The sequence below is a fragment of the Flavobacterium sp. GW823-FHT06G12 genome, assembly GCF_058794775.1.
The window spans coordinates 1352101-1377024 of the sequence record NZ_JBXAHE010000001.1 but is presented as its reverse complement, the minus strand read 5'-3'; the positions used below and the strand labels follow the sequence as shown (position 1 = coordinate 1377024).

General features: G+C 32.1%; 26 protein-coding genes. 8 read left to right on the top strand and 18 right to left on the bottom strand.

Annotated elements, in window-relative coordinates; translation table 11 throughout:
- Positions 1 to 120: 120 nt before the first annotated feature.
- The 3 genes from ettA to holA form a co-directional block, all read right to left on the bottom strand.
- Positions 121 to 1812 carry an energy-dependent translational throttle protein EttA gene (gene ettA, locus AC1Q5Z_RS05890; RefSeq protein WP_492444051.1) on the bottom strand — a complete coding sequence of 564 codons (1692 nt, stop codon included), beginning with the start codon at positions 1810 to 1812 and terminating at the stop codon, positions 121 to 123.
- A 46-nt stretch (positions 1813 to 1858) separates the two neighbouring features.
- Positions 1859 to 2041, bottom strand: a complete 183-nt coding sequence (locus AC1Q5Z_RS05885) for a CAL67264 family membrane protein (protein ID WP_198855722.1) — start codon at positions 2039 to 2041, stop codon at positions 1859 to 1861.
- Between the two features lie 62 nt (positions 2042 to 2103).
- The gene (holA, locus tag AC1Q5Z_RS05880; protein WP_492444050.1) at positions 2104 to 3108 is read right to left on the bottom strand and encodes a DNA polymerase III subunit delta; all 1005 of its coding nucleotides are present in this window, start codon (positions 3106 to 3108) and stop codon (positions 2104 to 2106) included.
- A 68-nt stretch (positions 3109 to 3176) separates the two neighbouring features.
- Here holA and AC1Q5Z_RS05875 point away from each other — a divergent pair, with 68 nt between their 5' ends.
- Genes AC1Q5Z_RS05875 through AC1Q5Z_RS05865 form a run of 3 tightly spaced genes read left to right on the top strand, consistent with a single transcriptional unit; the run spans position 3177 to position 5539 of the window.
- On the top strand, positions 3177 to 3629 hold the full coding sequence (locus AC1Q5Z_RS05875) for a type I restriction enzyme HsdR N-terminal domain-containing protein (RefSeq protein WP_198855724.1): 453 nt from the start codon (positions 3177 to 3179) through the stop codon (positions 3627 to 3629).
- A 24-nt stretch (positions 3630 to 3653) separates the two neighbouring features.
- Positions 3654 to 4673, top strand: a complete 1020-nt coding sequence (locus AC1Q5Z_RS05870) for a glycosyltransferase family 2 protein (protein ID WP_198855725.1) — start codon at positions 3654 to 3656, stop codon at positions 4671 to 4673.
- A 32-nt stretch (positions 4674 to 4705) separates the two neighbouring features.
- Entirely contained in the window at positions 4706 to 5539 is an 834-nt protein-coding gene (locus tag AC1Q5Z_RS05865) for an OmpA/MotB family protein (protein ID WP_198855726.1), read from the top strand.
- 187 nt (positions 5540 to 5726) lie between these two features.
- Here AC1Q5Z_RS05865 and AC1Q5Z_RS05860 read toward each other — a convergent pair whose 3' ends face one another.
- The 4 genes from AC1Q5Z_RS05860 to AC1Q5Z_RS05845 form a co-directional block, all read right to left on the bottom strand.
- The gene (locus tag AC1Q5Z_RS05860; protein ID WP_198855727.1) at positions 5727 to 6347 is read right to left on the bottom strand and encodes an L-threonylcarbamoyladenylate synthase; all 621 of its coding nucleotides are present in this window, start codon (positions 6345 to 6347) and stop codon (positions 5727 to 5729) included.
- Positions 6348 to 6426: 79 nt separating this feature from the next.
- Positions 6427 to 8763 carry an ATP-dependent helicase gene (locus AC1Q5Z_RS05855; protein WP_198855728.1) on the bottom strand — a complete coding sequence of 779 codons (2337 nt, stop codon included), beginning with the start codon at positions 8761 to 8763 and terminating at the stop codon, positions 6427 to 6429.
- A gap of 544 nt (positions 8764 to 9307) precedes the next feature.
- Positions 9308 to 9607, bottom strand: a complete 300-nt coding sequence (locus AC1Q5Z_RS05850; protein ID WP_286969372.1) for a hypothetical protein — start codon at positions 9605 to 9607, stop codon at positions 9308 to 9310.
- A 124-nt stretch (positions 9608 to 9731) separates the two neighbouring features.
- Positions 9732 to 10499, bottom strand: coding sequence for a sulfite exporter TauE/SafE family protein (locus AC1Q5Z_RS05845; protein ID WP_492444049.1), 768 nt, complete (start codon positions 10497 to 10499; stop codon positions 9732 to 9734).
- 122 nt (positions 10500 to 10621) lie between these two features.
- Between AC1Q5Z_RS05845 and AC1Q5Z_RS05840 the strand changes: the two genes are divergently transcribed.
- Entirely contained in the window at positions 10622 to 11146 is a 525-nt protein-coding gene (locus AC1Q5Z_RS05840) for a DUF7935 family protein (protein WP_198855730.1), read from the top strand.
- A 4-nt stretch (positions 11147 to 11150) separates the two neighbouring features.
- On the opposite strand, the gene AC1Q5Z_RS05835 is transcribed toward AC1Q5Z_RS05840, so the two are convergent.
- The 4 genes from AC1Q5Z_RS05835 to AC1Q5Z_RS05820 form a co-directional block, all read right to left on the bottom strand.
- Positions 11151 to 11585, bottom strand: a complete 435-nt coding sequence (locus AC1Q5Z_RS05835) for a hypothetical protein (RefSeq protein ID WP_343588298.1) — start codon at positions 11583 to 11585, stop codon at positions 11151 to 11153.
- Positions 11586 to 11595: 10 nt separating this feature from the next.
- On the bottom strand, positions 11596 to 12501 hold the full coding sequence (locus tag AC1Q5Z_RS05830) for a patatin-like phospholipase family protein (RefSeq protein WP_198855732.1): 906 nt from the start codon (positions 12499 to 12501) through the stop codon (positions 11596 to 11598).
- A gap of 130 nt (positions 12502 to 12631) precedes the next feature.
- Positions 12632 to 14692, bottom strand: coding sequence for a M1 family metallopeptidase (locus AC1Q5Z_RS05825; RefSeq protein ID WP_492444048.1), 2061 nt, complete (start codon positions 14690 to 14692; stop codon positions 12632 to 12634).
- An 8-nt stretch (positions 14693 to 14700) separates the two neighbouring features.
- The gene (locus AC1Q5Z_RS05820; protein ID WP_492444047.1) at positions 14701 to 15270 is read right to left on the bottom strand and encodes a transposase; all 570 of its coding nucleotides are present in this window, start codon (positions 15268 to 15270) and stop codon (positions 14701 to 14703) included.
- 129 nt (positions 15271 to 15399) lie between these two features.
- On the opposite strand from AC1Q5Z_RS05820, the gene AC1Q5Z_RS05815 reads away from it, so the two are divergent.
- The 3 genes from AC1Q5Z_RS05815 to AC1Q5Z_RS05805 are packed head-to-tail and all read left to right on the top strand — an operon-like array spanning position 15400 to position 17029.
- Positions 15400 to 16143, top strand: a complete 744-nt coding sequence (locus AC1Q5Z_RS05815; protein WP_343588294.1) for a Dph6-related ATP pyrophosphatase — start codon at positions 15400 to 15402, stop codon at positions 16141 to 16143.
- Positions 16144 to 16524, top strand: coding sequence for a hypothetical protein (locus AC1Q5Z_RS05810; RefSeq protein ID WP_492444046.1), 381 nt, complete (start codon positions 16144 to 16146; stop codon positions 16522 to 16524). It abuts the gene before it with no gap.
- A 1-nt stretch (position 16525) separates the two neighbouring features.
- Positions 16526 to 17029: a hypothetical protein gene (locus AC1Q5Z_RS05805; protein WP_343588290.1), complete on the top strand. Its 504-nt coding sequence runs from the start codon at positions 16526 to 16528 to the stop codon at positions 17027 to 17029.
- Between the two features lie 2 nt (positions 17030 to 17031).
- On the opposite strand, the gene AC1Q5Z_RS05800 is transcribed toward AC1Q5Z_RS05805, so the two are convergent.
- From AC1Q5Z_RS05800 to AC1Q5Z_RS05785, 4 genes are all read right to left on the bottom strand, one after another.
- The gene (locus AC1Q5Z_RS05800; protein ID WP_278021716.1) at positions 17032 to 17433 is read right to left on the bottom strand and encodes a DUF4348 domain-containing protein; all 402 of its coding nucleotides are present in this window, start codon (positions 17431 to 17433) and stop codon (positions 17032 to 17034) included.
- A complete protein-coding gene (locus AC1Q5Z_RS05795) occupies positions 17433 to 17972 on the bottom strand; it encodes a DUF1697 domain-containing protein (protein WP_198855739.1) in 540 nt (179 codons plus the stop codon). Before AC1Q5Z_RS05795 ends, AC1Q5Z_RS05800 begins: the two co-directional genes overlap by 1 nt.
- Before the next feature lie 33 nt (positions 17973 to 18005).
- Positions 18006 to 19781 carry a hypothetical protein gene (locus AC1Q5Z_RS05790; RefSeq protein ID WP_492444045.1) on the bottom strand — a complete coding sequence of 592 codons (1776 nt, stop codon included), beginning with the start codon at positions 19779 to 19781 and terminating at the stop codon, positions 18006 to 18008.
- Between the two features lie 133 nt (positions 19782 to 19914).
- Complete coding sequence (locus tag AC1Q5Z_RS05785) at positions 19915 to 20334, bottom strand: hypothetical protein (protein WP_492444044.1); 420 nt, start codon at positions 20332 to 20334, stop codon at positions 19915 to 19917.
- Positions 20335 to 20590: 256 nt separating this feature from the next.
- Here AC1Q5Z_RS05785 and recG point away from each other — a divergent pair, with 256 nt between their 5' ends.
- Positions 20591 to 22699, top strand: coding sequence for an ATP-dependent DNA helicase RecG (gene recG, locus AC1Q5Z_RS05780; protein WP_343588283.1), 2109 nt, complete (start codon positions 20591 to 20593; stop codon positions 22697 to 22699).
- 271 nt (positions 22700 to 22970) lie between these two features.
- On the opposite strand, the gene AC1Q5Z_RS05775 is transcribed toward recG, so the two are convergent.
- The 3 genes from AC1Q5Z_RS05775 to AC1Q5Z_RS05765 all read right to left on the bottom strand — a co-directional run bounded on the left by AC1Q5Z_RS05775 (position 22971) and on the right by AC1Q5Z_RS05765 (position 24904).
- Positions 22971 to 23573 carry a PAS domain-containing protein gene (locus AC1Q5Z_RS05775; protein ID WP_198855742.1) on the bottom strand — a complete coding sequence of 201 codons (603 nt, stop codon included), beginning with the start codon at positions 23571 to 23573 and terminating at the stop codon, positions 22971 to 22973.
- Between the two features lie 64 nt (positions 23574 to 23637).
- Positions 23638 to 23982 carry a hypothetical protein gene (locus tag AC1Q5Z_RS05770; RefSeq protein ID WP_286969355.1) on the bottom strand — a complete coding sequence of 115 codons (345 nt, stop codon included), beginning with the start codon at positions 23980 to 23982 and terminating at the stop codon, positions 23638 to 23640.
- 67 nt (positions 23983 to 24049) lie between these two features.
- Positions 24050 to 24904 (bottom strand): hypothetical protein, encoded by an 855-nt coding sequence (locus AC1Q5Z_RS05765; protein ID WP_278021721.1) that lies wholly within the window; start codon positions 24902 to 24904, stop codon positions 24050 to 24052.
- Positions 24905 to 24924: the final 20 nt, after the last annotated feature.

The following is a 24924-nucleotide window of genomic DNA, read 5'->3' as shown; positions in this document are numbered from 1 at the left end:
TGTGAAGATTCCTCCTTCGTCGAAATGACAAACTTAACGTAAAAACCTATAAAATATAAAAATCCCAAGCTCCGATAAATTTGGAATTTGGGATTTTTTATTTGAAATTTATTAGAAAAATTATCTAATTAATTTTCTATATTTCAAACGTTTAGGAGTTAAATCACCGCCAAGACGTTTCTTTTTGTTTTCTTCATAATCAGAGAAACTACCTTCGAAGAAATAAACTTCAGAATCTCCTTCGAAAGCTAAGATGTGTGTACAAATTCTATCTAAGAACCATCTGTCGTGAGAAATAATTACAGCACAACCTGCAAAATTTTCTAAACCTTCTTCAAGTGCACGAAGAGTATTTACGTCAAGGTCATTCGTTGGCTCATCCAGTAAAAGTACGTTCCCTTCTTCTTTCAAAGTCATTGCCAAGTGTAAACGGTTACGTTCTCCACCAGAAAGCATTGAAACTTTTTTGTTTTGCTCGCCGCCCCCAAAGTTAAAACGAGATAAATAAGCTCTAGAATTTACTTGCTTTCCTCCCATCATAATTAATTCTTGACCATCTGCAAAGTTTTCCCAGATTGATTTATTTGGATCAATATTCGAGTGTGACTGATCTACATAAGCAATTTTTACTGTGTCTCCAACAGAAAATTCTCCACTATCAGTAGCTTGTTCGCCCATGATCATTTTGAAAATAGTCGATTTACCAGCACCGTTTGGTCCGATAATTCCAACAATACCAGCTTGAGGCAAAGTAAAATTCAAATTATCATATAATAATTTATCACCAAAAGCTTTTGCAACATTTTTAGCTTCAATAACATTTGTTCCTAAACGTGGCCCATTAGGGATATAAATCTCTAATTTTTCGTCTAGTTGTTTTTGATCTTCATTTAATAATTTGTCGTAGTTCTGTAAACGTGCTTTTTGTTTTGTCTGACGACCTTTTGCACCTTGACGAACCCACTCCAACTCACGCTCTAAAGTTTTTCTACGTTTAGAAGCCACTTTTTCTTCTTGAGCCAAACGGTTTGATTTTTGATCCAACCAAGAAGAATAATTTCCTTTCCAAGGAATACCTTCTCCTCTATCTAGTTCTAAAATCCATCCAGCAACATTATCTAAGAAATAACGGTCGTGTGTTACTGCAATTACAGTTCCAGAATATTGTGCCAAGTGTTGCTCTAACCAAAGAACTGACTCAGCATCAAGGTGGTTGGTTGGCTCATCCAACAGCAATACATCTGGTTGTTGCAATAACAGACGGCATAAAGCTACACGACGACGCTCACCTCCTGAAAGGTTTTTAATTGGTGTATCTCCTTCTGGAGTACGCAATGCATCCATTGCGATTTCTAATTTTGTATCGATTTCCCAAGCGCCAAGAGCATCAATTTTGTCTTGCAATACTGCTTGACGGTCCATCAATTTATCCATTTTGTCTTGATCTTCGTAATATTCTGGAAGACCAAACAAATCATTAATTTGATTGTATTCTTCTAAAACTGCCATAGTTTCGGCTGCTCCTTCACGAACAATTTCGATAACTGTTTTAGAATCGTCAAGAATTGGTTCTTGCTCTAAATATCCTACTGTATAACCAGGCTGAAAAACTACATCTCCTTGGTAGTTTTTATCAACTCCAGCAATAATTTTTAAAAGTGAAGATTTACCAGAACCATTAAGTCCCAAAATACCAATCTTAGCTCCGTAGAAGAAACTAAGATAAATATTCTTAAGAACTGGTTTGTCTGCTCCTTGATAGGTTTTACTCAATTTCTGCATTGAGAAAATTACTTTCTTATCGTCTGACATTTTTTATTTTTTATTATATTATTTATTTTTTTTGAATTCTGACATCTTAAACTCTACCTTTCAGAGCATTGAAAACCCAAGCATTAGCAAGGAAACCTACTCCAACAGCACCAAATCCCCAACCTGAAACATCGCTGTATCTAAAGATTCCAAGACCTATAAGTAAAAATCCCATAAGTACCATTATTAAAGTGGCCCATCCTAAAATGGTGTTTTTATTCATTCCCATAATTATGTAAATATTAATAGTGTCAAATTTTTAGAAAGGCAAATATCGTGAATTTTAATGGCTTAATTAAATATTTTATAAAGCATTTCTTTTAACAAATCTGATTGAGGTAAAGCATTAGCACCCACACCTTTACTTTTAATATCAATATCGCGTAACGCACCAACAATCTGACTTACTTTTCTCATTGGATAATTTTTGACCGCCAAATCATATTCTTTTAAAAAATACGGATTTACTCCAAGTGCCGATGCAACGTTTTTAGGATTTTTATCTTTCAGTCCATGATACTTTAGAAGCTGAACAAAAAAGCCAAATACCAAACCTGTAGTCATAACTAAAGGATATTCTTTAGGGTTATGAGCAAAGTTTTCTGCTATCTTATAAGCTTTCAATTGATTTCGTTCTCCAATTGCTTTTCGAAGTTCAAATACATTATAGTCTTTACTAAAACCAATATTTTCTTCAATGTGCTCTGCTGTGATCATAGTGCCTTTCGGTAAAATAATCTGCAGTTTCTCTAGTTCATTGTTGATTTTACTCAAATCTGTACCTAAAAATTCAACTAACATGGCATTAGCCTTTGGATCAATGGTGTATTTTTTTCCAGCTAAAACACGCTTTATCCAATCTCCTACCTGATTTTCATATAATTTTTTACTTTCGTAAACAACGCCCGTCTGTCCTAATAGTTTGGTAACTTTTTTACGCTTATCTAGTGTCTTATATTTATAGCAAATAACCAAAACGGTAGTTTGCATCGGATTCTCTACATACGATTCGATTTTATCAATTGTTCTTGATAAATCCTGCGCTTCTTTCACTATAACAACTTGACGTTCAGCCATCATAGGATAGCGCTTGGCCGTTGAAACAATATCATCTACAGAAACATCTCTTCCATATAAAACTGTTTGATTAAAGCCTTTTTCTTCTTCAGCTAAAACATTCTGTTCAATATATTCCGATAATTTATCTATATAATAAGGTTCTTCACCCATTAAAAAATAAATCGGTTTAATATCTCCGGCTTTGATATCGTTAACAATTTTTACTACTTCGTCCATTTATACTTGTTTCAAGTTTAAAGTTTCAAGTTACTTTGAAACAAAAAACTATTTTATATTTTTGCTTTATGCTTAAACTTAATTTCCCTGCTTATAGTTTCCGATTCAAAAATAGCGAAAATAAAGTGTCTATTTTTGATGAAATCAGGAAAAAATTTATAATTCTTACGCCAGAAGAATGGGTTCGACAGCACGTTGTTCATTTTTTAATGCACGAAAAAAAATATCCAAAATCGCTTATCAACGTAGAGAAAGTTTTAACTGTCAACGGATTACGAAAAAGATACGATGTTGTTGTATTTAACCCTAATGGCTCTATACATATATTAGTAGAGTGCAAAGCGCCAGAAGTTAAAATCTCTCAGGCAACTTTTGATCAGATTGCCCGTTACAATATGACAATGCAGGCACGGTTTTTGAATGTGACAAACGGACTAAACCATTTTTATTGTCAAATGGATTTTGAAAACGAGAAATATGAGTTTTTAAGAAGCCTGCCTGACTATAAAGAAAATCATTAACAAAGAATAAATAATTGAGTACTTTTGGATAAAATAGCAGTTGTCATTTTAAATTGGAACGGAGTAAAATTGCTAGAGCAATTTTTACCATCTGTTATTCAGTATTCAGAAGGAGCAACAATTTATGTTGCAGACAATGATTCTACGGATAACTCTATTGCATTTATTGCAGAACAATTTCCAACCGTAAAAATTGTAAAAAACTCAGGCAATCATGGCTTTGCAAAAGGTTACAATGATGCTTTACAACATATTGATGCAGAAATATATGCATTGGTAAATTCAGATATTGAAGTCACAGAAAACTGGCTTCAACCCATTCTTGACACTTTTGAAAAAGAACATCAAACTGCTATTATTCAGCCAAAAATTCTGGATTTTAAAAATAAAGAATATTTTGAATATGCAGGTGCTGCGGGCGGTTTTATTGATAAATACGGATTCCCTTTCTGTAGAGGAAGAATATTCGACACAATCGAAAAAGACAATGGACAATACGATACCAATATCGAATTATTTTGGGCATCGGGCGCTTGTTTTTTCATTAGGAAAAATATTTTTCATGAATTAGGAGGTTTTGACGAAAGTTTCTTTGCACATCAGGAAGAAATAGATTTATGTTGGCGTGCTGCTAACGAAGGCCATGTTATAAAATATAATTATCAGTCTGTTGTTTACCATGTTGGTGGTGCAACATTACAACAAGGAAATCCTAAAAAAACTTATTTGAATTTTAGAAATTCATTGTTAATGCTAGTTAAAAATCTCCCTTCAAAAGGTTTGTTTTTTGTGATTTTTTTTCGCATGGTTTTAGATGGAATTGCTGGCATACGCTTTTTCACACAAGGCAAGTTTGGACATACTTTTGCTATTTTAAAGGCGCATTTTTCATTTTATTGCTTATCTTTAAAATACTTAAAAAAACGAAAAGATTTTCAATTACAGCAATACTATACAGTAAAAAGCATCGTTTTCCTCTATTATATCAAGAAATTGACCTTATTTAAAGAAATCTTTAACAGTATTCAAAATATTAAAAACTAAATTTGTAATCAAGTCTAATTAAAATTAAATTTATGAGAAAAATAGTTATCGCACTATCAGTATTAATGGCCCTGACATCTTGTGTTTCTAAAAAGAAATATGCAGAGTTAGAAGCTAAAAACAAAGAGACTCAAGATTTGTTAAACTCATGTACTGTAAAATTAAATTCGTGCTTAGAAGAAAAAGCTGGATTAGCTGCAACAGCTGAAAGCTACAAACAACATAATCAAGATCTAATTAATAGTTCTAAAGATTTAACTATCTTAACTACTAAAGGTGCTGAAAACCTTGAAAAATCTCTTGAAAGTTTAAAAGAAAAAGATTTGAAAATCTCTAGACTTCAAGATGCTTTAACTAAAAAAGACAGTGTTACTTTAGCATTAGTTACAAGTTTAAAAGGTGCAGTTGGAATCAACGATCCAGACATCGAAATCAATGTTGAAAAAGGAGTTGTATTTATCTCTATCGCTGACAAATTATTATTCAAAAGCGGAAGCTATGATGTAAGTGATAAAGCTAAAACTGTTTTAGCTAAAGTTGCAAAAGTTGTAAACGACAAACCTGACTTTGAGTGTATGGTTGAAGGACACACTGATGATGTTCCTTACAAAAGCAACGGAATTATCTTAGACAACTGGGATTTAAGTGTTAAACGTTCTACTTCTATCGTTCGTGTATTGACAAACGATCTTGGAGTTAACCCAGCTAAATTAATTGCTGCAGGTAGAAGCTCTTATGTACCATTAGTAGCTAACGATTCTCCTGAGAACAAAGCTCGTAACAGAAGAACTCGTATCGTAGTTATGCCAAAAATCGATCAATTCTATGATATGATTGAAAAAGAAATGAAGAAACAACAAAAATAATTAGAGTTTCACATACTTATAATACAGAAAAAGCAGGTCAATAGACCTGCTTTTATGTATCCTTAATTTTTTTTAATAACCAATTAAATATAAATCAAGAATAGCATTATTTTTAAGTAACTAACTAAATTTTAACATAATAAAGTTACTCATAATTTCTATACTTTTATACTTTTAGTGTATTTTTTTACAAAATGCCAATATCTCCCTTACCTTCTCTGACGATAACTGGCTCATGCTCAGAAAGATCTATAATTGTAGACCCTATGTTATCTCCATAACCACCATCTATCACCAGATCTACAAGATTTTGCCATTTTTCAAAAATCAATTCTGGATCGGTAGTATATTCTATAACATCGTCTTCATCACGAATAGAAGTTGAAACAACTGGATTTCCTAACTGACGAACAATCTCTAAGATGATATTATTGTCAGGAACACGAATACCCACTGTAGTTTTCTTTTTAAATTCTTTAGGAAGATTATTATTTCCAGGCAAAATAAAAGTATATGGGCCTGGCAAAGCTCTCTTTAATATCTTAAAAGTCGATGTGTCTATCTGTCTTACATAGTCTGACAGATTACTTAAATCGCAACAAATAAATGAAAAGTTTGCCTTTTCTAATTTTACTCCTTTTATTCTAGCGATTTTTTCTAACGCTCTCGAATTGGTAATATCACAACCTAAACCATAAACAGTATCTGTCGGATAAATTACCAAACCACCATTCTGAAGCACTTTTACCACTTTTGCAATAGCAGCTTCACTAGGTTTATCTGGATATATTTTTATAAATTCTGCCATAATTTTTTTAGTTTATTTTGTTTTATTTCCAAAGTTTCAAGTTGCTTGATGTAACGCATGAAGCTTGAAACAATAATTCTTATCCTACTACATCTAATTTAGCAAATCTTAGCAACAATTTCTTGATTCCTCCAACTTCAAATCTAATTTCTGCTTTTCGATCTGCTCCAACACCTTCAAGATTTATTACCTCCCCTCTACCAAAACGTTCGTGCATTACAACATTTCCAACCGTCAATTTACTGTCAAATAAATTGGAGTTTCCACTGCTTGGTGCATTTCCAGAAACAGGTTTTAATTTTCGAATATTTAAATCTGGTTTCGGACTATTATCTGTAATATGTTTAGGAGGAGTTCCTCCAACTGGTTTTGCCAATCGCAATTTTGATTTATCTACATCGCCAAAAATATCACCATCAATAGGAGATTTATAACGATAGTTTGTTTCTGCTGGCGTTAAATATTCTAAATATTGATCTTCAATTTCTTCAATAAAACGAGAAGGCTCACTATCAGTTAATTTCCCCCAACGATAACGAGAATTTGCATAAGTCAAGTACGCCTGATGTTCTGCACGAGTCAATGCCACATAAAACAATCGGCGTTCTTCTTCTAGTTCACTTCTTGTGCTCATACTCATAGCACTTGGAAACAAATCTTCTTCCATTCCCACTACAAACACGTGCGGAAACTCTAGTCCTTTTGCCAAGTGAATCGTCATTAAAGCTACACGATCTTCATCGTTGGTATCTTTATCTAAATCTGTCGCCAAAGCTACATCTTCCATAAACTCAGAAAGCGCACCTCTTGCTCCGTCTACTTCTCTCTGTCCTTCGGTAAAATCTTTAATACCGTTTAAAAGTTCTTCGATGTTCTGAATTTTAGCCATTCCCTCTGGAGTAGCATCTTTTTTCAGTTCCTGAACCAAACCAGTTTTCTTTGCAACGTGATCTGTGATATAAAATGCATCCTGATTCTGATCGATAACCTGAAAACTCTGAATCATTGTTACAAAGTCTTTCAACTTATTTTTAGTACCTGCATTCAGTTTTAAATCGATTTTATCGATATTCACCATTACTTCCCAAATCGAACGCTTGTAATGATTGGCTGCAATAGTCAGTTTTTCAATTGTTGTATCCCCAATTCCACGAGCTGGATAATTAATAACGCGAATCAAAGCTTCCTCATCTTTCGGATTCAGAACTAAACGCAAATAGCATAAAACGTCTTTAATCTCCTTACGTTGATAAAAAGATAATCCGCCATAAATTCTATACGGAATATCACGTTTTCTTAAAGCATCTTCCATTGCACGAGATTGCGCATTTGTACGATACAAAATTGCAAAAGCACCATTATGCAATTGATTTTGCATTTTCTGTTCGAAAATTGTGCTCGCAACAAAACGCCCTTCTTCGGCATCAGTCAAACTTCTATGAACTTTAATTTTCGGTCCAAATTCATTTGCCGTCCAAACCACTTTATCCAGTTTGGTTTTATTGTGTTCCATTACAGTATTTGCGGCTTCAACAATATTTCGAGTCGAACGATAATTCTGCTCTAAACGAAACATAACTACACCTTCGTAATCCTTTTGGAAATTCAAAATATTATTAATATTCGCTCCACGGAAAGCATAAATACTCTGAGCATCATCTCCTACTACACAAATATTCTGAAATCTATCAGATAAAGCCCTAACAATCAAATACTGAGAGTGGTTAGTATCTTGGTACTCATCAACCAATATATAACGGAAACGATCTTGATACTTAGCTAAAACTTCCGGGAATCTAGTAAGCAATTCATTGGTTTTCAACAATAAATCGTCAAAATCCATTGCACCTGCCTTAAAACAGCGATCTACATACTGCTGATAAATTTCACCCAATCTTGGTCTTTTCGCCATTGCATCAGCTTCAACCAACTCTGGATTATTAAAATATGCTTTTACCGTAATCAAGTTATTCTTATATCCAGATATACGTCCTAAAACCTGTTTTGGTTTGTAAACATCACGATCAAGCTGCATTTCTTTGATAATCGAAGAAATTAATCTAGCGGAATCTTGAGAATCATAAATGGTAAAATTGGAAGGATATCCCAAATGATCCGATTCAGCACGAAGAATACGCGCAAAAATCGAGTGAAAAGTTCCCATCCAAAGATTTTTCGCTTCAGATGCGCCCACAATATCCGAAATCCTGTGTTTCATCTCGCGAGCTGCTTTATTAGTAAAAGTTAGCGACAAAATATTGAAAGAATCAATACCTTGAGCCATCAAATACGCAATCCTAATTGTCAAAACACGTGTTTTTCCCGAACCTGCACCAGCAATAATAATCATTGGCCCGTCTTTCTTTAAAACAGGCGCCCTTTGCGCTTCGTTGAGCTGGTCAATATATTTCTGCATGTAATTTTCTCCTTTTATGCAAAATTAAGAATTTAAAAAGAAAGTTCCTAAGATGCTTTTGAAAGGTTCTAAGTAGCTAAGATTCTGAGATACTAAGTTTTTTTTCGAAGCCAAACAAAGGGCATTTATTTCAGACATGGGTTCCCGCTTTCAGCTATATCTCTCCGCTACGCTACGAGGATACCGCCTCAATCGGGGCTAGATTCAAACAATTGTTTTAAATAAAAAAGAAAGAAAATTCTTCAATTATTCTATATTTGTAAAACTTAAACGGTAATAAATGACTGTAAAATTAACAGAAAACGCTGAAAAGACATTTTCCTAAATTATAAATAAATATAGTGATCTTAAGGCCAGTAAATTTTCAAATCAAACTATCTCAACAATAGAAATAATTGTACAAAATAATCACATTGGTACAAAATATAAAAAAACTTCCTTCCGAAAGTTTCTAATATCTAATCAGGTATATTTGTTTTATACAGTTGAAAAACAAACTATATATATTGTTCTATTTTGGGATAATAAAAGAAATCCTTTAGAATTAGACGTTATACTTAGCTCTTAACTTTTGTTTAAAATCTTCAAAATCAATTGTTCTTCCTGCCCTTATATCTTCTTCACTTTTTTGAAGTTCCTGCATTAAAATTTCTTCAGGAAAAAGCAAAGAAGTAATTAGCTTTACTTCTTGATGCGTAAAGCTTTTTGATTTTAATTTTCTATAATAGGTTGCATGTTTTAAACCTAATTTTTGAATAAAAAACTCAGCTTTATAATAAGATTTACCTATTAATTCTGGCAGCGAATTAATGTAGTTCTCATAATTTTCAACTATTTCTATCATTATAAAAAATTAAAATTCTCAAATAATGATACAAAAATAATCATTTTATAATTATAAAGATCACCTTTATAATATAATTATAAAAATAAAACTTAGTATCTCAGAACCTTAGCAACTTAGAATCTCATTTAAAAAACACATCGTAAGCAAATCGGATCAACGTTCCGACAACTACAATCAAAAAGAAAATTCTAATAAAACCGTTTCCTTTATTGATAGCAAGTTTTGCTCCAAGCCATCCACCAAGTCCATTACTTATTGCCATCGGGATTGCAATTGCCCAAATGATTTTTCCTTTAATCATAAAAAGGCAAATTGAACCGAAATTGGTCGCTAAATTTACCATTTTAGCATTCGCGGAAGCATGAAGAAAATCGAAACCTAGAAGCGCAATGAAAGCCACTACAAAAAAACTTCCTGTGCCAGGCCCAATAAATCCGTCATAAAATCCAACAATCATACTTATCCCAACTGCGTAAAATATTTGTCTTGCAGGAGAATGGTCTTTTTCTTCATGCTGTCCAAAATTTTTCTTAGCATAAGTATATACAAACAACAAGGACAAAACCACTAATAAAAGCGGTTTCATAAAATCATTGCTGACCATAGTTAAAACTGTCGAACCTAAAAATGCCGACGGAACTGCCAAACACATCATGATAATTAAAACTTTCCACTGAATAACAACTTTTTTTAAATATTGAAAAGCTGCAAAAGCTGTTCCGCTAAAAGCTGGAATTTTCAAAGTACCAATTACAGTCGAAACAGGAAGATTTGGCAATAAAATTAATCCCATCGGTGTCTGGATTAATCCGCCGCCGCCTACAATTGCATCAATAAATCCTGCAGCAAAAGCGGCCAAACAAAGAAAAAATAGTAGATATAAATCCATTAAAAATACATTTCAGTAACGGTAAAACAAGTTGTAAAAATACATCTTCCTTTTTGTTTATTACCATAAATTTAAAGTTGATTTCTCATCAAAAAGTATATTTTTGCTAAAAAATTAACCCAATGGATTTTACAAGAATTATAGAATTAGCCAGTTATACTTTACCTGCAATTGTTACTGGATTTGTTGCTTACAGTTTTTTTGAACTGCATATTAAAAACAACGATAAAAAACGTGCTTTTTTATTAAACAAACAGGCACACAAAGAGTCGTTGCCAATACGTTTGCAAGCTTATGAACGTATGACTTTATTTTTAGAGCGTATTAACTTGACAAAATTGCTAATCAGAATTTCTCCTATTTCTCAAAACAAACACGATTACGAAAATTACCTAATCGACCAAATCGAACATGAATTTGAACATAATTTAACCCAACAGATTTATATGTCTGAAGAATGCTGGACAATCATTTCAACTGCAAAGAACGCAACAATCCAAATGATTCGTAAAGCAGCAATGAGCGAAAAAGTTGAAGATGCTGATAAGCTTCGTGAAGTAATCTTGAATGATTTATTAGAAAAACAATCTCCAAGCAATGCTGCGTTAGGATTTATTAAAAATGAGGTAGCTGAACTTTGGTACTAAAACTTTAGATAGATTTTAAAATTGTCTGGGTCCAATTTTCATCTGTTTTAGAAATAATTATGGTTTTAAATCCATATTTTTCTCCTTCCATTTTCACACCTTGTGAATCATCTATATGGATATCAATATGAAACATAGGAGGAAATTTAGAACAATTGAAATCTAAATTCTTAATTTTTCTTTGGTGTTTCTGCTGATTTATGATGTAATCAACAGAAACACCATAAATATAAAATGTCCATTTAATTCTTAGAACACTTCTGTAAGAAGTGGTATAAATATAAATTTTATGCTTTTCGTTTTTTAATTTTTTGAATAAATCAACAGTACCTAAACGAATACATTCAAGACCAAATAATCGCTGAAATAAAATTGGCTTTTCTAATCTGAATTTATTTTTGGAAATAAGTGTATCATCCAAGTCAAACGAAATTATCATAGAGCATTTTTTACATCTTCCTATTATCACTCATAACTTCAGATTTATTCTGCGCATATTCGTAACCTTGCTCCCACCATTCTTTCATCACTTCTTTATTAAAAATCAGCGCGTTATCTGTTAATTTTATTGGAGTGTAATATAAATTAAGTTTTACATCTTTAGTATTTGCCATAAGTTTTCCTATAGCAATATCGTGTTTTTCGACTTGATCTAAAGCAATTCTGAACAAATCGATCATTAATGAAAACGGATTTTTTCCAATTACTGTTTTAGTGGTATTAACTTCTGTTTCCAATACAATCACATCTATTTCTGTCGCCCCACGGTTAATAGCTTCACGAATTGGAACCAAACTAGAAAATCCACCATCACCATATTCAAAGTTGTTTTTCTCAACCAAACTCATAAACGGAACATAATTACTCGAGATCCAAGACCATTCGCAAAACTCTTCATATGTGCAATCTTTTGCCAATTTGTATTCTGATTCGTTTGTGGTAAAATTGGTTACCGTTACGACAACATCTGTCTTAAGTTTTTTTAGTTTATTAAAATCGGAAAGAGAAAAATTATTCTGAATATATTTCTTTAAACCTTTACTTTCTCCAAAAGTTCGTTTTCCTTTAAAAAACTGACGTATTACATTAAAGTGATTAATTGTCACAATATCGACTCCGTCTTTGGTTTTTACCACAAACGGACAAATGTTGAAGATACTCGACATCGTAACATTGGTGTATACAGAATGTATTTTTTTGATATGACCGAGAGCTAAGTGCGGAATTAATAAACTTCCTGTAGAAGTTCCTATAAACAAATCGTATTCATGTTTTTTTTCTTCTATTAAATACTGGGCAACACCGCCAGCAAATGCGCCTTTACTGCCACCACCTGAAATAACCAATGCTCTCATAAAATTGTAATGTAGGTTTTATTTTTTGGGATATTTTTTTTTAGAGAATATAGAGAAAAGAAGCAAGAACCAAGATTATTTTTTAAATCTTTTACCTTAAACCTTGCTTCTTCCCTCTTTCCACTCTAATTTACTCTTTCAATAAACGATTTAATTGAAATTGCTCATCGGGTGTCAAATTAGGTAAAATTCTATTAAATGAAGCACGCATTTCAGGATTTTTTAACAGAAGTCTTATTGTATCTCTTCCAAATTTAGAAAACTGCCACATGTGATGTGTAATAGCACTAACTAAATTACTCAAAACCTGATCGTTAATAATTTTAAAAGCAATCAATTTTTCTAAAGCATTTTGTCGTGTTGTAGCTTCATATTTTGTAGATGAAAATGCAATAAGTTCATTTGTCAAAGAATCTATATCACTATTGTAATTTGGCGTTGACAATACCAACGAAAGCCATAAAGTTCTTAAGTTATAATCGTTAAAACCGATCCAATTTTTAGATTTATCCAAATATTCTTTTCTATGATCGGGAAAGTTTCTCCAAAGCCAATAAAGTGCTATTTCTTGGGTTTGATACGATTTATCATCCAAAAGCGTTTCGTAGTTTGTTCTAAAATCTTCTGGAATTTTAGTTAGAGATCCTGCTAAATTTTGACGAACATTAATGTTATTAGTCTGCAGTGCTAAAAGCAAAAGAGGCTTTTTTTCTTCGTATTTTTCATTTTCTAATTGATCAACAACAGCTTCTTTTACAGATTGATACGCATCAGATTCTAAAGTGCTTTTTAAGATATCTATTTTATCTTTTAAAGGTGTTTTTTTCAATTTATCGATTTCTAATCGCTTTTGAATTGTTTTGTTTTTACTCAATAATGCATTTGCAGTTGGAGTATCAAAAACAGTTGATTCTAGCCATGTTTTTTGGAATTTATCCAAATCAAAATCAGAAACTTTTTTAATTTCATCGAAAAAATTCTGTGTATTTACCGTTTGATAAGCGTACTTATTCAGATAATTTTTAATTGCTTTTTTAAAGGCTTTATCTCCAATAGATTCATGTAACACAAACAATGCCCAAGCCCCTTTTTCGTAAAATGTAAGCGAACTTGCTTTTGCATTTAAAACTGGAATCGTGTCAGTACGAGACGCAAACTTTATTTGCTGCGCTGTATTGTATAGTTTAGAGTAAAAATAGTCATCTCCATAAATATCTTTTTCTGCAAGCAAAGCAAAATAAGTTGCAAACCCTTCCTGAAGCCAATGATGAGTGCTGCTTTCGGCTGTAATAAGATCTCCAAACCAATGATGTGCCAATTCGTGAGCATCTACATTAGTATAATTTCGATCGCAAAAACCAATTGAATCTACTACATAACGTGTTGCAAAAAGTGTTGAAGTAGTATTTTCCATTCCGGCATATAAAAAGTCTCTAACTGGAATCTGTCTATTAATTTTCCAAGGATATTTTACACCAATTTCTTTTTCAAGGAAATCAAAAATTCGTTTCGAATAGCGATAAGTTGGTTCAAAACGATCAGCGTCTTTTGGTTCGTAATAATATTCTAAAGGTATTCTGCTTCTAGATTTAAATTCTCTTTTATCATATTTCCCAATCGCCAGCATCAACAAATACGAACTCATTGGTTTTTCCATTATAAACTGCCAATGATTTAGATTTCCGTTGCTTGTTTTTTCCTTTAAAACTCCATTAGAAACTACCTGATAATCTTTATTATAAGTAATACCCAAATTAAAAACTAGCTTTTCATTGACATCATCAAAACTCGGAAACCAATTGCTAGTATATCTTCCTTGCCCTTGTGTCCAAATCTGCACTTCATCGTTTTCCATATCAACAAAATACAAGGCTTGTTTTGGTTTTACGCTATAATTAAAAGTTAGATTATTTTCTCCTTTTTTAAAAGGGAAAACCAATTTTAACTGTTTAGTGGTATTGATAAAAATGATTTCTTTTTCATTGATTTTCACATTCGAAAATTCCATGTTTTTAGCGTCAAGCGAAATAGTATCACAATCCTTTAAAACCTCAAATTGAAAATCGACAGCACCTGAAACTGTTTTTTCTTTTGAATTCAAAGACAATTGTCCTGAAACCGATTTAAAATCGACGAATTGAGTTTGTTGCGCAAAAAGAAAAGTGGTAAATAATAAAAAAATGTATTTCATTGAAAATTTTATTTTAAAGAATCTGTTTCCCAAGATATCGGATTATGTTTTATGTAATCATAAATCTTTTCGAACGTTTTGTAATTTCTCACAATATGATCGTGGTAGTTCGCCTGCCAAATCGATTCGACTCCATTTATCTGTTTAGTTATGATTGATTTAAAAGTAGCAACAAATGATGAAATAGAATTGGATTTTCTAGAAAATTTAGATTCAGGTTGGTTTTGTAGAGACGCACTGCAGTGCGTCTCACGTCCGTATGTCGACAAAGATTTTTCCGTAATATTATTTTCTGTTGTGGATATGCTGGGCGTAGACGCACTGCAGTGCGTCTCTACGATATGCAGGGTGTCTTGAATTTCGATTAGCAAATGAATATGATTTGGCATAATAACCCAGTTATGAAAAAACCAATTTTCACGAATCTTAATCGATTTTAAAAGCTCTTTTTCAATAATTTTTCCACTTTCATTTAAAATCATTTTTTCTTCTTCAATACTCCCAAAAATAGACATCCTATTTTTAGTCACAATAGTAATAAAATAAACAGCTTCACTAGAATAATCCCAGTTTTGCAATCTATTTGAATTAATTTTAAATTTATCTCTAAATAACATCTTAATTGGCATGTAAAATTCCAAAGTTACAAAGGTTTCCTTTACAAATAGAACGAATTTTGTAAGTTTACCATATAAAACTGCCAAATTGTGTCTACACCTCAAAAAGCCTTATTTAACTGGAGCAGCGGAAAAGATTCTGCTCTTGCTTTATATAAAATACTTCAAAATAAAGATTTTAAAATTGAATGTTTATTGACAAGCGTTAACAAGCAATATCAGCGTATTTCGATGCACGGAATTCGTCTTGAATTATTGCAGAACCAAGCCGAAAGCATTGGAATTCCTTTAAAAATTCTTGAAGTTCCAGAAATGCCAACGATGGAAGTTTATGAGCAAGTTATGACCAAAACTTTAACTGAGTTGAAACAGAACGGAATACGTTATTCTATTTTTGGAGATATTTTTTTGGAAGATTTGCGTGAGTATCGTGAAAATCAATTGGCTAAAATTGGACTTAAAGGAGTTTTCCCAATTTGGAAAATTCCAACTCAAGACTTAATTCAGGAATTTATTTTGCTAGGCTTCAAAACCATTTTGGTTTGTGTCAACGAAAAATATCTAGACAAAAGTTTTGTCGGAAGAGTTATCGATCAAGATTTTATAAATGATTTGCCTGAAAATGTAGATGTTTGCGGAGAAAACGGTGAATTTCATACCTTTACTTTCGACGGTCCTATATTTTCAAAACCAATTGATTTTGAAATTGGTGAAATTGTGTATCGAAAATATGAAAAACCAGAAAAGGAAGATTCGTCTAACAAAGCCTGCGATACCAATGATGAAACCGCTTTTGATTTTGGATTTTGGTATTGTGATTTAATCAAAAAATAAATGAAGTTCTTGTATAATCTCATCTTTTTAATTCTAGTTTCTTTCTTTTTGCAAAGCTGCTTAGTCAGCAGATGCAAAAGGCCACAAATTAGTGGCTATATTTACGATTCAGAAACTAAACAGCCTATCGAAAATTGTAAAGTTGGCGAGACTTCAAGTCAATCAAACGGTTATTTTTTAGTAGCTGAAAAGCGTTATCGTCAATTTACACTTTTTGGTTTCGAAGCACCAACTTTGGCAGTGAATGAAGCGATTAAAAAAGAAGGTTACGAATCTCAAAATATTCAATTTATGCAGCCTTTTGGCGGTGGCATGAAAAAAGGAGCTTTTTATAGCGCAGACACCATTTACATCAAGAAAAACATTTTAAAAACAAACTAACATGGCTTTTAAAGAAAATGATGAAGTAAAAAAAGTAGTATTCTTTTTGAAAGAAATTGGTATTGAAATTATTGAAAAAAAGCTTGGAGAAACCTTTTTACCTGGTTTAGATTTAGGGCCTAATTGTATTTATATCGATTATGAAAAATTGCTATATCCAGGAGATATTTTACATGAAGCGGGTCATCTTGCGGTAACAATTCCTGCAGAAAGAAAACTGGTTGGTTCTGATCAAATCTCTAAAGACTGGCCAACTCAAGGTGACGAAATTGCGGCTATTTTATGGTCATACGCTGCACTGCATCATTTACAATTTCCTGCTGAATTTGTATTCCATCCACACGGGTATAAAGGGAGTTCTGAATGGTTTATCAACAATTTTACTTCGGGAAATTATATCGGATTGCCGCTTTTAGAATGGATGGAATTATGTCTTGGAAATGAAAAAGCTGAAAAAGAACAAAAAATGCCTTTTCCAGCTATGCAAAAATGGATTCGAGATTAACATTAAGTCGATTGATCGACAAAAGTTTTAAGGAACCATTTATTATCTTTCAATTCAAAAACATAGTCAATATAAATTCCGCTATCTAGCCCGCGCTCTTCAAGAGTAGCTTTGCTTTTCTTTACTGACAATGTACGTTTTAAATATTTCTCATCAGCCTTATTATTGAGACGAAGAACTTTATATTTCTCTTTTGTCATTGTGTAATCTAACAATTCAAAATCTTCATTGTTTGCCTTGTATTTTAAAGGAAAAATAACTCTGCTGATTTGAAACTTTTGATCTTCATTGAATTTTTTAAAGAATACATTAAAATCTTCTGCAACCGTTTTTGTATCCTGAGCGTAAATTGTAGAACTTAAACTCATTGCAAAAACAAACATTATAAAAAAATACTTTTTCATTATTCTTCATACATTTTAAGCAAATTTGTAACCGTATTCCAGTTTCGAATTGTTGCTGTTACATTTAATTTTTTCTCGATGTATTTTTGATCAAAACGCGTTTTTCCTGCACCAACGGCATATTTAATAAAAATCCTATTTTCATCAATACTTGCTTCGTCTGGTTTAAACTGACTGATTTTCAAATCGTTTATACTTTCCTTTTTTAATGCCATTGATACAAAAGCAACATAAAGTTTTTTTGTATCAAGATCTTTCTCTTTTAAGAATGCATTATTAGCAAAACAAGATTGTAGATTTTCTTTGGTAATCATTACAACAGGAACTTCGTGTCCAAAAACCTTAAAGATTTCCTGTTTGATCATAAAACCAACCTTTGAAGCTTCTTCTTCGCTGTCTACAAAGACATTACCAGATTGCAGATACGTTCGAACATTTAAAAAACCAAGATTCTCCAGCATTGCTTTCAAAGCTTCCATTTTCATCATATTATGTCCAGAAACATTAATGCCTCGTAAAAGCGCTAAATGTGTTTTCATTTATTCCTAATTTTTATTCAAAGATAAAAAACACTATTCATCTTCTTCACTGATTTCAATGCCAAACTTTACTAAAAAGTCGTTAAACTTTTGTTTATACTTTCTTTGTGCCTCTTCTACAATTTCATCTGCATCTTCGTTAGATTCTATTGCTTCTAGATTAAATTGATTTTTAACCCAATCTTTAAATTCTTCTTTGTTTTCGCTTTCTTCATAATATTCCTCATCTTGATAGAAATACGCTTTATCAAAGTCAACAGAAATTTCAGTGTCAAGAGTCAGAAGCTGAATCAATTTCTTAGTATTTTCTGCCACAATATGAACTCCGCCTTCGTCTCCAAAAACTACAATTGGACAATTATTCAAATCTTCATCAATAAGCCAATATGCATACGAACTTCCTGAACCATTTGCACCCGCAAATTCGATAAAACTATTATAAAATTCTTCTTCCTCAGACCAAGTTTTTATTCCTGTTTTATCATTAGTAATAGTGAGCCCAAAACATTCAGAATACGTTTCTACTCCATATTCTTGTTCAAATTCATAGAGTTTTACTAAATCTTCGGGCAATTTATAATGACCAAATTGAACTGCAAATTCTTCTAATGAAAAACTGTTGTCATAGTCTGCATATTCTCTTTCATCTTCGTCTTCGTCGTCATCTTCATCTTCGACTTCTGGAGTTATTAATATTTCAAAAGTTTTCATGACAGCATTTTTTACGCAGAAAAATTCAATTCCTTGCGCATTTTCGTCATTCATCCATTGGTATTTTGGATCTCCATTTTCATCAAGATATTCCAGAATAATCATAATTTCTTCATCATCATGACACCATAAAGCACGCATTCTGATGTTAAAACCATTGGAAATTTCTTCTGAAATCTGGCTGTATTTCTTCCCTTCATAATCAAAAGGAATAAACAAATAAGTTATTCCCGAAATATGTCTAACGATTTTTCCGTTTTCCTTTAATTCCTCATTATCAGATAAAGCTTCAATCATATTAATAAACTGATTACGGAAATCAGCATAAGAATATTTCTCTTTTTTATCGTAATCTAAAATTGAAAGTCCTTCTTTGAAGACATCAAGATAATTATTGCCTAATATTTCTTCGTTATAATCTGAATTCTCAACAAAAGAATCTTCGACAATATCAGATAATTTATGCGTTGAAGGCAGGTAATTTTCAACAGTTATAATAGATCCGTCGGTATCTTGTACATTGCTGCAAATCAAAACATCGGGTCTGTTAGCACTTATAATTGCTTGAACATTTGTAAAACGCTCAAAATGAAACAGCATATCATCACTATAAATCAGCCAGGCCGTAACATCTCCTTTTACAAAAAGCTCTCCATGATTATACTCTCCAGCAAGTGTATCACATTGCAAACCGCCACCTAAATAATGAACACTGCCAAACAAATTAATATTGACTGTTGTTGTTTTTCCTAAAACAATTAAAGCAGGAGAATTGTCTGTATCATAAGAGCTAATCAATTTTGAAACCGTTAGATTTCCTTTAAAAATAAATCCTAAGATGAAAATATGAGAATGTTCTTCCGTGCTAAAATCCATTTCAAATAAATCCATTTCTACATCATCTTCTGCTAATAGAAATATAGGATTTTCTTCATAATCAGGAAAACGCCAAGTGTCTTCAAAAACATTATAAATTTTCTGATTTTTGAAATCGGTTAAATCTCCAATAATATTGTGCGCTTCGTGTCGGTTAATTACTTTGAATGTAATACCTGAAAACACCATAGTTTCAAAAGGAACTTTTTCTTCTTTAATCATAATTTGGGCTTATAATTTGAATGTTTGAACAAATCTAGCAATTATCTTTTTTTATTAAAATTTTACTGACGATAAAAAATAAAAACTCCGTTAAAAACGGAGCTTTAAAATTGAATTAGTAAGCATTTAAAAATTATTTCTTATCATATACCAATAATGGTCCGTCACATATGCTCCAAGCACTATACAAACTTCCAATATCGTTAATAATATATAGATTCTCCTTTAACGCAGTACAAGAACCAATTATATCACTTTGAGCACTATAACTTAACTCAAACTTTGTTTGATCTGTCGTTTTCATTACAGAATAAGTTCCTGAAATGGTTGTAGTTTTTCCATCTCTTTTTCTTGTTTTAGAAAATGTGTTATTAGAATTAAAAATATAAGATTCCTCCCATTCTAAAATATCTATAGAATTTGCCGCAGGATTATTACTGCCCATTCTTATTAAAGTCCATTTACCAATATAACTTTCAGATGATTTGTCGTCGCTGTCAGAACAGGAAATAAGAGAAATGAGAATTACAATTAAAAGTCCAATTTTTTTCATATTTATAGTTTTTGATTGTTAACTATTAATAAGAGTTTACTTGCTTAAAATAGTTGCGTCTTTATTTTACAGCTTAACGATAACTTAATATTCAAAGACTTGAAAGCAACAATTCATTTTCAAAATTCCTAATTAAAATCTATCTTCGCTTTTCTAAATAAAAAGAGTCAAAAAGAAAGAAATATTGAATATACTTTCTCTTTTTCCTTTCTTCTTGACTCTTTTATTCTTGGCTCTATAAAATCTAAATTTTCGAATGTCTAATAATCTTCTAGAAACTCCAATAGAATACTTAAAAGGTGTTGGTCCTAGTCGCGGCCAGTTACTTCGTAAGGAATTGGGTATTCATAAATATGGAGATTTAGTCAATTTTTTTCCAAATCGATATATTGACAGAACGCGTTATTACAAGATTAACGAATTGCAAAATACAGGTTCTGAAGTTCAGATTATTGGAAAAATCATTCATATTAAAACTGTTGAATTTGCCAAAAACAAAAAACGTCTAGTAGCAACTTTTGTTGATGATACTGGGCAAATTGACTTAAACTGGTTTCAAGGCCATAAGTGGATTCGCGAAAGCTTAAAGCTAAATGAAACTTTGGTGATTTTTGGAAAATGTTCGCTGTACGGAAGCCAATTTAGTATGGCGCATCCTGAAATTGAATTATTAAGTGAACATGAAAGAAGCTTACGTTCCGCTATGCAACCTGTTTATCCTTCAACAGAAGCTTTAGCTAATAAAGGTATTTCAAACCGCACCATTAATAAAATGATGGAGCAACTATTCTTAGAAACTCAGGCGCTTTTTACCGAAACCTTTCCTCCTTTTTTAATCGAAGAATTAAAACTGATTCCGAAACGTGCGGCATTATTTAATATTCATTTTCCGAAAAGCGCTGAAATTTTAGCGAAAGCACAGTTCAGATTAAAATTTGAAGAATTGTTTTTTATTCAGTTGCAATTAATTACTAAAAATCTTATTCGAAAACATAAAATAAAAGGACATCCATTTGACAAAGTGGGCGAACTTTTTAATGAATTTTATAAAAATCATTTGCCTTTTGATTTGACTAATGCTCAAAAAAGAGTGATTAAGGAAATCAGAACCGATATGGGAAGCAATGCCCAAATGAACCGTTTGCTTCAAGGAGATGTTGGTTCAGGAAAAACGATTGTTGCCTTTATGAGCATGCTTTTGGCAATTGACAATGGTTTTCAGGCTTGTTTAATGGCACCAACAGAAATCTTGGCCAATCAGCATTTTCTTGGTTTGTCTGAGTTTGCTAAAACATTAAATATCAATATCCGAATATTAACGGGTTCTACCAAAACTTCTGAAAGAAAAATTATTCATGAAGAACTGGAAAACGGAGAACTTAAAATTTTGATCGGAACTCATGCCTTATTAGAAGATAAAGTAAAATTTCAGAATTTAGGCCTTTCTGTAATTGATGAACAGCATCGTTTTGGTGTAGAGCAAAGATCTAAACTGTGGAAGAAAAATGATATTCCGCCACACGTTTTAGTCATGACTGCCACTCCTATCCCGAGAACTTTGGCAATGAGCTTATATGGCGATTTGGATATTTCCGTTATTGATGAATTACCTCCGGGAAGAAAACCAATTCAGACCGTGCATCGTTTTGACAGCAATAGATTGAAAGTCTGGAAATTTCTTCGAGATGAAATTGCAAAAGGAAGACAGATTTATATCGTTTATCCGCTAATTCAGGAATCAGAAAAAATGGATTATAAGGATTTAATGGATGGCTATGAGAGTATTTCTCGCGATTTTCCACTTCCTCAATATTCAATTTCCATTCTTCACGGAAAAATGAAACCAGCTGATAAAGATTCTGAAATGAAGCGTTTCTCAGAAGGAAAAACCAATATTATGGTAGCTACAACGGTTATCGAAGTTGGCGTAAACGTACCAAACGCTAGTGTAATGATTATTGAAAGTGCCGAAAGATTTGGGCTTTCGCAATTGCACCAGCTGCGCGGACGTGTTGGTCGTGGCGCTGAACAAAGTTATTGTATCTTAATGACAGGACATAAATTAAGCTCTGATAGCAAAACCAGAATGGAAACAATGGTTCAGACCAATGATGGTTTCGAAATTGCCGAAGTAGATTTAAAACTTCGTGGTCCAGGCGACATGATGGGGACTCAGCAAAGCGGTGTTTTAAATCTTCAAATTGCAGATATTGTAAAGGATCGAGAAATTCTTTCTTTGGCTAGAAATTATGCCATGAAAATCTTAAAAGAAGATTCTGCGCTTCAGAAACCTGAAAATGCTATTCTAAGAGCAATTTTCATTGAAATGACCAAGAAGAAGAATATTTGGAATTATATTAGCTAGATACTAAGACTCTAAGGTTCTAAGATTCTAAGATACTAAGATGCTAAGGTTCTAAAATCCTTAAAAAGAAAGGTTCAAAGGTTAATTAATTAACCTTTGAACCTTTCTACTTTTAAACTAAAAAGCTAAGCGTCTTAGAATCTTAGAACCTTAGCATCTTAAAAAAAAATACTTCATTGAGCCTCATATTCATGTGATTTAGTTTTGCTGGGGGAACAAATTTAAGGGGTGAATATTTTTTATCAGACACAATGAAGTATATAAGCTGTTGTTACTTTTTTGCGTCATTTTTCTTCTCAAAAAGACCACTAAATAAGCCTTTGCTAACTTTATTTTTATCATCCTTGCCTGTCGCAATCAAATGATCGATGTATTCCATGTAGGTTTTCTTTCTTTCTTCTAGAAAACCTACAAGATATTCTTCAGAAGCATGCAAACCACTGGTTTCTTCAATCTGCAAAAGCTTTTTGTACAAAGGCTCAATAAATTTCACGATAATATCATTTGGAACCGATTTTCTAGTTCCAAAGAAACCTACAATTTCACCATCTGTGTCCGCAACAATTTTAAAATCAGTTACTACCCAATAATATCGTCCAGTTTTTGCCATGTTTTTTATGATAACATGAATGTTCTCACTGGATTTAATACTGTCCCATAAGAATTTAAAAATCACTTTTGGCATGTCTGGATGTCGCACAATATTGTGAGGCTGACCTACAAGTTCAAATTCATCATAACCAGAAACATCTATAAAGTCTTCATTGGCATATAAAATGGTTCCTTTTTTGTCAGTTTTACTAAGCAGCACTTTATTCTTATTCCAATCAACTTCTCTATCAGAAGGTGTCGGACGGTTTAATCTGGTATCCATAAATTTTACAATTAAATTAATCTACAGTTCAATTAAGTATATAAAATGAATCCTTAAACAATTCTCAATTTAATTCTATCTCCAAAACAAGCAGAATATTTCTGATTTTACGGAAAACCGTTTCTAATTCATTTTCCAACCATTCTGGAATCTGATTGTTAACAGCGAGATTAAGATTATGAATGTCAGTCATAATCTGTATTAGTTTTTTATATTGAAAATCAAGATCGTAAACATGAGAATTACCTCTATAGTTTTTAAAAATTTCTCTTACTTCTATTTCAAATTCAGATTGAGCGCCAATTTTTTCGATTGAATTTAATGTAATGCTTTCATTCAAAAAATCATCAATAATTTTTTTTAGATTATGCAGCGTAGGAACTGCAGTTGGTAAATCATACTTAAACATATAACAGGCTTAAAAAATTAATATTATTTTGGGGGCTGGTTCCGTTTCTAATCGGAAATTAATTTTTCTAACTTCTGGTGTTTGTAGATTTTACATGAATATCATTAACTAAATCATCAATTTTCTTGGCACTTTCTCTCATCATTTCAAGATAAGTAAGCAATTTGTCATTGTCTGTATGCCCTTTTGAAACATCAATAAGTTTTAAAACTGAATTCACAGGAAGCTTTAAGTCTAAAGTTGTTCTATGTATAAAATCGTTATAATCTTTTGTAGCTGACATTGAGCTGTATTTTGCTGAAGCTAACTTCATGTTTTCCAGCTCATATTCATCTGAAATTTTTGAGATATGATTTTCACTGTGCTCTTTAAAATAATACGCCCAATATCCGTTCATAAAAAATACTACAGTAGCTAAAACGGTATGGATTACTAAGGTCTCCATATCAAAATTTACTTGCGAGAAATAAACCTGAAGCCCATTTGCATCATTATAGATAAAGTTTTGAAGATACGCCAATCCTGCATGATGCAGTACAACCAATAAAGTCAGTGGAATTTGAAGTCTCCAATTCTGGTAAATAATCAAGATTGTACTTGCAATGAACACAGTAAAATGCATTTCGAACATTCCGTGCATTTGGTAAATGTATTGTGCCATAAAAATAGCCAGAACTACAGACAAAACATATTGATAAAATTTGGAGTTTTTCATGAAAAATTTTGCTGAGTAATACATCAAAAGATTCAGTGTTCCGACTCCAACGCCAATTTCGAAAGTATCGTATTTAAAAGACAATCCGATACCGAGAAGAAAATATACCGCAAGTACATAATTAATAATTGTATCTGATTTTTGTGTCATTGTAGACATAAAACTGTGCAGATAATCTTGTTCGTTTAAGCTAGCTTTTGTTTTCATGGGAATTTAGATTTAGGTTT